Origin of the sequence: Pseudomonas lundensis (assembly GCF_002269125.1) — a bacterium.
Classification (GTDB): Bacteria; Pseudomonadota; Gammaproteobacteria; order Pseudomonadales; family Pseudomonadaceae; genus Aquipseudomonas; species Aquipseudomonas lundensis_A.
The window spans coordinates 1-8,671 of the sequence record NZ_NQKI01000061.1 but is presented as its reverse complement, the minus strand read 5'-3'; the positions used below and the strand labels follow the sequence as shown (position 1 = coordinate 8,671).

The following is an 8,671-nucleotide window of genomic DNA, read 5'->3' as shown; positions in this document are numbered from 1 at the left end:
CTCATCTGGCTCATAGGCGGCTCGGATCAGGTGGTCAGGCGTATTTCAGCACATTTGAAAACTTGTTCGGAGATTCCTAAGGAGAAAAATCGCCTGATCGTTGAAAGGCAAGAATTGAAGATGCAAGTTAATAATGCTGATAAGTTGATTGAGCTGATCGACGATCTTCAAGTGCATTTTATTGATTTGCAAGGACGGATGTTATCGGCCGAAGTAGGCGCCAAACAGCTGTCGCAGGTATGGACGTATATTGCCCGTTACCTCAATGAAGCCAGTGAAGAGCTGGCTCAGGTCAATACGATGCTGGAGCTGCATACGTTTGCGCTTAATTTTGCGACGGTAATTAATCCATGGCGCAGTATCAAAAATTACACCGTGCAGATCTCCAATGCATTCAATGAAATGGTCAGTGGCTGATTTTTAGAAGGAACCTAGGTGTGAACGGAATCACTTATTTGAATCTTTACCCCACGTTGAACATGGCTCCTGTCAAGGAAGCCGTGAGTGTGTTTAATCGCGCTGTTGTGGGTAACGCTTTTGCTTTACTTCCAGGCCTACAAGAGCGTGTCGTAAGCGCGCAGGTCGTGATAAACAACCACAGTCGCTCGTTAGTGGATCAGGCCATCGCACTTGAGGCCTCACTCTCCAATACCGGCATTGGCGATATCGCCAGGCAGTACAAGGAGATTGCTGATGCTGCCTCTTTGGATGCCAAACTCAAAGCCAAGAGTATTGAAGACCTTGAAGCCCTCTGCCAGCTACGACTGAGCACTGTAGTACAAAAAGCAGAGACCGCCAGACGTTTGGTTGTGGCCTCCCGGGACGAAGTTGGCGGATTAACGCTGGATCATTTTGCTGACGAGTTACTTGAGTATGATGAGGCCCGCCTGATTGCACTACTGGCCCGCGAAGCAGCATTAAAAGCCGAGGGGGATCGACTCAGGGCTGACTGGCAAGAAATTAAAGCTGCAGACGATTTACTCAGCAATGATTTTTGGAAAAAACAGGTTGAAAATGTACTGCCCACCGCGGATGAACTTCAGGTGTTAGTATCCCAGGCATTGGTTCCCAAGTTAGACGCGGACATTATTAAACTGGGCCTCCAGCGACTGGAGAAGTATTTGGATATGTTTGGCGCAGCCGCAAAGCTGGCATCTTTATCGGAAGCCCTTGTGCGTGTTTCGAAAAAAATATCCGCGAACGCGGGTGAGCTGCAAGAGCTGGACGCCAAAATAAAAAAACTACAGACGCGAAAGGAAAATGTCGAAGCCTATGGCGGTGTATTGACTGCAAGAGTCCAGTGGGTAGAAGAGGTGGGCTTGGTTGAGGAAAGCCTGGTGGTATTTTTAAGAGAGTGTCGCCTGTTTCAAACCGCGGATGCATGCGATATGAGTGCATTGCAAACGCATCTAACGACCTTTATTTCAGTATTGCGTCAGGTGCGCGTTTAAGTTTTAGCGCCTGCAAATAATGCCCATGCAGTTTGGCTGTATGGGCATCGTGATGGGTTTGATTACAAGTAGAATGACTTCAGCGGCGGGAAACCATTGAACTCGACGGCGCTGTAACTGGTGGTGTAAGCGCCCGTTGATAGCCAGTACAGACGGTCACCGATGGCCAGGTTGAGCGGCAGGCCATACTTGTAGTTTTCATACATGATGTCTGCGCTGTCGCAGGTCGGACCGGCGATAACGACTTCTTCCATCTCGCCTTTCTTTTCAGTCCAGATCGGAAACTTGATGGCTTCATCCATGGTTTCGATCAGGCCCGAGAACTTGCCCACATCGGTATACACCCAGCGCTCTACGGCGGTGCGGGATTTACGGGCCACCAGCACCACTTCGCTGACCAGAATCCCGGCGTTGGCAATCAGCGAACGACCCGGTTCCAGAATAATTTCCGGCAGGTCATCGCCGAAGTCTTCCTTCAGGAAACGGATGATTTCTTCAGCGTAGGTTTCAAGGCTGTTAGTGCGAGTGATGTAGTTGGCCGGGAATCCGCCGCCCATGTTGATCAGCTTCAGGTGAATCCCGTCTTCTTCCTTCAGACGTTCGAAGATGACCTTGACCTTGGCTATTGCCGCGTCCCACACGCTGATGTCGCGCTGCTGGGAGCCGACATGGAATGAAATACCGTAAGGCACCAGACCAAGGTCGCGGGCCAAAATCAGCAAGTCCATGGCCATGTCGGTCTGGCAGCCAAACTTGCGTGACAGCGGCCAGTCAGCGGTGGTCGAGCCTTCTGTCAGGATGCGCACATACACCTTCGACCCCGGCGCGGCCTTGGCGATATTGCGCAGGTCGGCTTCCGAGTCGGTGGAGAACAGGCGCACGCCTTTCTCATAGAAGTAGCGGATGTCTTTGGACTTTTTGATGGTGTTGCCGTAACTGATGCGATCCGGGCTAACGCCTTGGGCCATTACTTTGTCCAGCTCATAGATCGACGCGATGTCGAAACTGGAGCCTTTGTCGCGCAGCAAGTTGATGATTTCAACAGCCGGGTTGGCCTTGACGGCGTAGTACACCTTGGCAAATTCGAAACCTGCGCGCAGGTCATCGTAGGCCTGGCTGATCATCGCGGTATCGATCACGACGAACGGGGTTTCTTGGGTGTCAGCGAACGCTTTCATTTTCTGAAAGGTATCGCGCGCGTAATAGTCTTCGACCTTAATCGACATGCAGAGGGACTCCTAGTGGCAAACGTCATCTATAAATGGGCGCAACTGAACATCCTCCGTATCCCCACTTTGGTTCGCCTACTTCCCAAGGCATGTCCGCCGAAAGCAAAAAAGGTAAATGAACCTTGCTGTCTCGTCGTCAGTACTTGAGCCGGATGGATCGTTTCCAGCATGGATGTTCGGCGCGAACTGTAGGGGGTGATTGCGCATTGATCAACAAAAAATGTCGCGTTTTTGCACGACTTCGTCGCAGGCGGCGTATCGGCTATTTAAGTAACCGACCGTGGGAAGGAAGGGATGTTCCATGAAGCGTTTATGGCGAGGTTGAGAGGCCGCAGGAGCGAGGCAATCTCGCTCCTGGGCCATTGCCGTTTAGGCCAGGGCGGTCTCGGCAGGGGACACGATGCTGGTCTTGGCACCACGTGAGCGACCGGAGCTCAAATAGGCTGCAATCGATTCCTGGGTGACCTCACCCTGGAACACACGTTCGGTATCCATCACCGGTAACCACGAACGGTTAAATTCGTACATGCGTGACAGCAAGATGCGCAAGTGCTCCTCGGATGCCGCCGTTGCGGTGAATTCGCGCAGGTATTGCCCGCAGGTGCCGGTTTGGCGATGCAAGTCGCGACGACGCACATAACCCAGCGCCTTGTTGTCGGCACAGGTGACGACGACATATCGACGGTCGAGTTCGTCCATCAGCTCCAGCGCTTCGCCTACCGGGGTTTCAGGGCTGACGGAAGGCGCGTTGTCGGCTGCGTCTTCGGCCTTGACCAGCAGCAGACGCTTGAGGGTGCTGTCCTGTCCGACAAAATTGCTGACAAACTCGTCGGCAGGGTGGGCGAGCAGGGTGTCCGGGTGGTCCATCTGCAACAACTTTCCGCCGCGGAAGATCGCAATCTTGTCGCCCAGTTTGATGGCTTCGTCGATGTCGTGGCTGACCATAATCACAGTCTTGTTCAGCGCCCGTTGCATCTCGAAAAACTCGTTCTGAATCATTTCACGGTTGATGGGATCGACAGCGCCAAATGGCTCATCCATCAGCAGCAGGGGCGCGTCAGCGGCCAGGGCGCGGATCACGCCAATGCGCTGTTGCTGGCCACCTGACAACTCGCGCGGGTAGCGGTGCAGGTATTGCTTGGGTTCGAGCTTGATCATGCTCATCAGTTCACGTGCCCGTTCATGGCACTTCTGTTTGTCCCATCCCAACAGTCTTGGCACGACCGTGATGTTTTCTTCGATGGTCATGTTCGGAAACAAACCGATTTGCTGAATCACGTACCCGATGTTGCGACGCAGGGTTACCGGGTCGAGGTCCGTGGTGTCTTCGCCGTTGATCAGAATTTTGCCGGAGGTGGGCTTGATCAGGCGGTTGATCATTTTCAACGTGGTGCTTTTGCCGCAACCCGATGGCCCGAGGAATACGCAGATCTCGCCTTCGTTGACGGTCAGGTTCACCGAGTCGACGGCTTTGACATCTTTGCCGTTGCTTTGGAAGGTTTTGCTGAGGTTTTGAAGTTCGATCATTTGAGCAGTCCTTTTGGAGTCAGCGAGCGTTGCAGCCATTGCAAAAGCAAGTCAGCGATGATGGCCAGCACACTGACCAGCACGGCGCCGACGATCAGCATCGACATATCGCTGCGGCTGATGGCAGCCAGAATAAGTACACCCAGACCGCCGGCGCCGATGGTAGCGGCGATGGTCATTACACCGATGTTCATCACAACAGCGGTGCGTACACCGGCCAGAATCACAGGCACGGCGATGGGCAATTCGACCATGCGCAGGCGCTGGCCGAAGGTCATGCCAATACCGCGAGCGGCCTCACGGATACCCGGCTCAACACCGGTGAGCGCAAGAAAGGTATTGCGCATGATGGGCAGCAGTGAATAAAGGAACACAGCTGTGATGGCTGGCATCGGCCCCAGGCCCTGACCGAACTTGGAGTAGAACGGCAGCAGCAGGCCAAACAGGGCGATGGACGGGATGGTCAGCAATACCGTAGCGCTGGCCTGCATCGGCCCGGCCAACGTCGGGAAGCGGGTCATCAGTACACCCAACGGCACGCCGACCACAATGGCCAAGGTCACGGCGATGCCGACCAAGGTAATGTGCTGCCACGTAAGGTGCAGTACGAGCGTCCAATCCATGTGGGAAAAGGCGTTTAGAAATTCCATGTCTTCTCCTCAGTTGAGCGGGTGTTGGCGCAGGAAGTCGGCGGCCACTTTGGATGGGCTTTCGTGATCCACGTCGACCCGGGCGTTAAGCTGACGCATGGTTTCGTCATCAAACAGGTCGGCCAGCGGCTTGAGCAGGCCTTCGAGATCCGGGTGCTGATCCAGATAGGCTTTACGCACAACCGGAGCGGCGGTGTAGTCCGGGAAGTAATGCCGGTCGTCGTCCAGCAGCTTGAGGTTAAAAGCGCTCAGTCGGCCGTCGGTTGTGTAGACCAGCCCGGCAAACACCTGGCTGTTTTTCAGGGCGGTATAGACCAGACCGGCGTCCATCTGGCGGATATTTCTACGGGTCAGGTCCATGTCGTAGAGCTTGACCAGACCTCCAAGACCGTCCGAGCGGTTGGCGAACTCGGTGTCCAGTGCCACCAGCGCTTTTTTGTGCTCGGGTTCGCGCAGGGCTTTGTTGAGGTCGCTGATGGTGTTGATGTGCGGGTATTGCTCAGCCACTTCCTGTGGTAACGCCAGTGCAAAGGTATTGCTGAACTTGGACGGGTGCAGCCAGATCAGGCCTTGCTTGGCGTCGACTTCTTTAACGCGGTCGTAGGATTGCTGACTGTCGAGTTTGTCGGTGATGTGGTTGTACGCCACCAGCGAAACCCCGGTGTACTCCCACACCATGTCCAGCTGTCCCGACTCCTGCGCCGACCGCGCCAGGCTGCTTCCCAACCCGCCAGTCACTTGAGCGTTGTAGCCCTTGGTATTGAGGTATTGCGAGGTGATTTCAGCGAGCAGAGTCTGTTCGGTGAACACCCGCGCCCCGATGCGGATCAAGGGTTTTTCAGCGGCCTGCACAATTCCTGCGCACAGCAGGATGCAGCCTAAAAACAAGCTTATTTTTTTCATGGGTTTTCCTATGCTCAGCCCGACCTTAAACAGGTCGCAGGCCGCGTTCCAACCATTGGCGGCTGATGAGTATCACCAGGCCGTCGAGCAGCAATGCCAGCAGCGCGGTGCACGCGGCGCCCAGGATCAGTTGCGGCTGATTGTTGAGGGCGATGCCAGGGAAAATCAGGCTGCCCAGGCTGTTGGCGCCGATCAGGAACGCCAGTGGCGCGGTCCCGACGTTGATCGCCAGTGCAACCCGCACACCGCCCATTATGATGGGCACGGCATTGGGTAACTCGACTCGCCAAAGCACTTGGCGCGGGGTCATTCCAATGCCGACGGCGGCTTCTTTGAGTGAACCCTGTACGTTTTTCAGGCCTTCGTACGTGTTGCGCACAATGGGCAGCAACGAGGCGAGAAACAGGGCAAAGATGGCGGGACCGCTACCGATCCCCAGAAAGCCCAGTGCAATGGCCAGTACAGCCAGCGGCGGGACGGTGTTGCCGATGTTGAAGACTTGCATGAAGCGTTCCGCACGTCCGACCATTGAAGGTCGGCTGAGGAAAATGCCGGCGGGTATCCCTACAAGGAGAGCGGCGAGCATTGAAACGAGTACGAGGTACAGATGGGCTTGCAGGTAGAACAACAGATCATCTTGATAGTGTTCGATAGTGCTGATGCCGATCCAGTGGACCAACAGGGCCAGGAGGGCGACAACTGCCACGCAACCTATAAGCCCTTTTCCATAGCGATTAGCCACAGGCGGACTCCTTTTTTTTTCAGTCGGCGAACACATTCTCGTGTGGCAATGCCATTCCTGGCTGCCGACAATGTGTTCGCGAAGAGCAACAGGCGGGGGCAGAGTAAACGCCGGCTTCGCCTGTCATTAGCGCAGCCTCGTCAGGCTAACTTGCTGATATTTCAGCTCCTGACGGTTTGTCGTATCAGGAGAGTGGACGCCTCCACCGCTCAAAAGGTTCACATTTTTTACGGCACATTGCCACCCTTGTGATCAAAGCCAAGGCACCAACGGTGGCTGCGGATGCCGGATTTGGGCTATAATCCGCGCCCTTTTTTGAATCAATCGTCAGGCGATTTCCCATGACCCATCAGGCCGCCGAAGTCGCGAAACGCCGCACTTTCGCCATCATTTCCCACCCCGATGCGGGTAAAACCACCATCACCGAGAAACTCTTGCTGATGGGCAAGGCCATTGCCGTTGCCGGTACGGTGAAATCGCGAAAGTCCGACCGCCATGCCACCTCCGACTGGATGGAAATGGAGAAACAACGGGGTATCTCGATTACCACGTCGGTCATGCAGTTCCCGTATCGCGACCACATGATCAACCTGCTCGACACCCCGGGCCACGAAGACTTCTCGGAAGACACCTACCGTACGCTGACCGCTGTCGACTCGGCCTTGATGGTGCTCGATGGCGGTAAAGGTGTTGAGCCACGTACCATCGCGCTGATGGACGTGTGCCGTCTGCGTGACACGCCTATCGTCAGCTTCATTAACAAACTCGACCGCGACATCCGCGACCCGATCGAGCTGCTGGACGAAATCGAAGCCGTACTCAAAATCAAGGCGGCGCCGATCACCTGGCCGATTGGTTGCTACCGCGACTTCAAGGGTGTTTATCACCTGGCGGGCGACTACATCATTGTTTACACCGCGGGTCATGGTCACGAACGCACTGAAGTCAAAATCATTGAGAAGCTTGACTCCGACGAAGCCCGCGCGCACTTGGGTGACGAGTACGACCGTTTTGTCGATCAACTGGAACTGGTTCAAGGCGCGTGCCATGAGTTCAACCAGCAAGAGTTCCTCGACGGCCAACTGACTCCGGTATTCTTCGGTACGGCCTTGGGCAACTTCGGTGTCGACCACGTGCTGGATGCCGTGGTGGATTGGGCGCCGATGCCGCTTGCCCGTGTTGCCAACGAGCGTACGGTCGAGCCCGAAGAAGAGAAGTTCACCGGCTTCGTGTTCAAGATTCAGGCGAACATGGACCCCAAGCACCGGGACCGGATCGCCTTCATGCGTATTTGCTCGGGCAAATATGAAAAAGGCATGAAGATGCGTCACGTACGCACGGGCAAGGATGTGCGCATCGGCGACGCGCTGACGTTCTTCTCCTCCGAACGTGAGCAACTCGAAGAAGCCTATGCGGGCGACATCATCGGCTTGCATAACCACGGCACGATACAAATCGGTGACACCTTCAGCGAAGGCGAGAGCCTGAGCTTCACCGGCATCCCGCACTTTGCCCCGGAATTGTTCCGTCGGGTGCGTCTGCGCGATCCGCTCAAGTCCAAGCAATTGCGCCAAGGCTTGCAGCAACTGGCCGAAGAGGGCGCCACTCAGGTGTTTTTCCCCGAGCGCAGCAACGACATCATTCTGGGCGCCGTGGGTGTGCTGCAGTTTGACGTGGTGGCGAGCCGCCTGAAAGAAGAATACAAAGTGGAATGCTCTTATGAGCCGATCACCGTATGGTCTGCGCGCTGGATCGAATGCAGCGATAAGAAGAAGCTGGAAGAATTCAGCGTCAAGGCTGTGGAAAACCTTGCGCTAGATGGCGGCGGTCACCTGACTTACCTGGCGCCGACCCGGGTTAACCTCGCGTTGATGGAAGAGCGCTGGCCTGATGTGAAGTTCCGCGCGACGCGTGAGCATCACTAAGGTGTGACCCCTCGGTAACGCAGGTCATGTGCGTTGAATGCCAGTCAGTTCTGCTGACTGGCATTTTTTTGGTCGTTTTTTTGATTCTGATCTGCTTGCTCTTTGGATATACCGAAAAGACGGAAACTCGATAACGCTCAACACAACAGCTTTGGGTTGGACTGATGGCTAGGCTCTGTACGTAAACCCAAGAAATACGATTTTCTGTAAAATACACCGCCATTAAAGCCAGGAGGCCAAGATG

General features: G+C 55.1%; 7 protein-coding genes and 1 pseudogene. 3 read left to right on the top strand and 5 right to left on the bottom strand.

Translation table 11 applies throughout. The features are described from left to right. Both CJF39_RS23110 and CJF39_RS21980 read left to right on the top strand, forming a co-directional pair. Positions 1-417 (top strand): annotated as a pseudogene (locus tag CJF39_RS23110) (hypothetical protein); the annotation flags it as partial. Positions 418-437: 20 nt separating this feature from the next. Further along, positions 438-1,451: an alpha-xenorhabdolysin family binary toxin subunit B gene (locus CJF39_RS21980; protein ID WP_094995309.1), complete on the top strand. Its 1,014-nt coding sequence runs from the start codon at positions 438-440 to the stop codon at positions 1,449-1,451. A gap of 62 nt (positions 1,452-1,513) precedes the next feature. Here the strand turns inward: CJF39_RS21980 and CJF39_RS21975 are convergent, their stop codons facing one another. The 5 genes from CJF39_RS21975 to CJF39_RS21955 form a co-directional block, all read right to left on the bottom strand. Beyond that, positions 1,514-2,677 carry a type III PLP-dependent enzyme gene (locus CJF39_RS21975; RefSeq protein ID WP_094995308.1) on the bottom strand — a complete coding sequence of 388 codons (1,164 nt, stop codon included), beginning with the start codon at positions 2,675-2,677 and terminating at the stop codon, positions 1,514-1,516. A gap of 372 nt (positions 2,678-3,049) precedes the next feature. Continuing rightward, complete coding sequence (locus tag CJF39_RS21970; protein WP_094995307.1) at positions 3,050-4,207, bottom strand: osmoprotectant ABC transporter ATP-binding protein OsmV; 1,158 nt, start codon at positions 4,205-4,207, stop codon at positions 3,050-3,052. Further along, positions 4,204-4,857, bottom strand: a complete 654-nt coding sequence (locus tag CJF39_RS21965; RefSeq protein ID WP_094995306.1) for an ABC transporter permease — start codon at positions 4,855-4,857, stop codon at positions 4,204-4,206. The genes CJF39_RS21970 and CJF39_RS21965 overlap by 4 nt, the downstream gene beginning before the upstream one ends. Before the next feature lie 9 nt (positions 4,858-4,866). Next, a complete protein-coding gene (locus CJF39_RS21960) occupies positions 4,867-5,760 on the bottom strand; it encodes a glycine betaine ABC transporter substrate-binding protein (protein WP_094995305.1) in 894 nt (297 codons plus the stop codon). A gap of 25 nt (positions 5,761-5,785) precedes the next feature. Continuing rightward, positions 5,786-6,538: an ABC transporter permease gene (locus CJF39_RS21955; RefSeq protein WP_170942720.1), complete on the bottom strand. Its 753-nt coding sequence runs from the start codon at positions 6,536-6,538 to the stop codon at positions 5,786-5,788. Positions 6,539-6,843: 305 nt separating this feature from the next. On the opposite strand from CJF39_RS21955, the gene CJF39_RS21950 reads away from it, so the two are divergent. Further along, positions 6,844-8,427: a peptide chain release factor 3 gene (locus CJF39_RS21950; RefSeq protein ID WP_047278953.1), complete on the top strand. Its 1,584-nt coding sequence runs from the start codon at positions 6,844-6,846 to the stop codon at positions 8,425-8,427. Positions 8,428-8,671 lie beyond the last annotated feature (244 nt).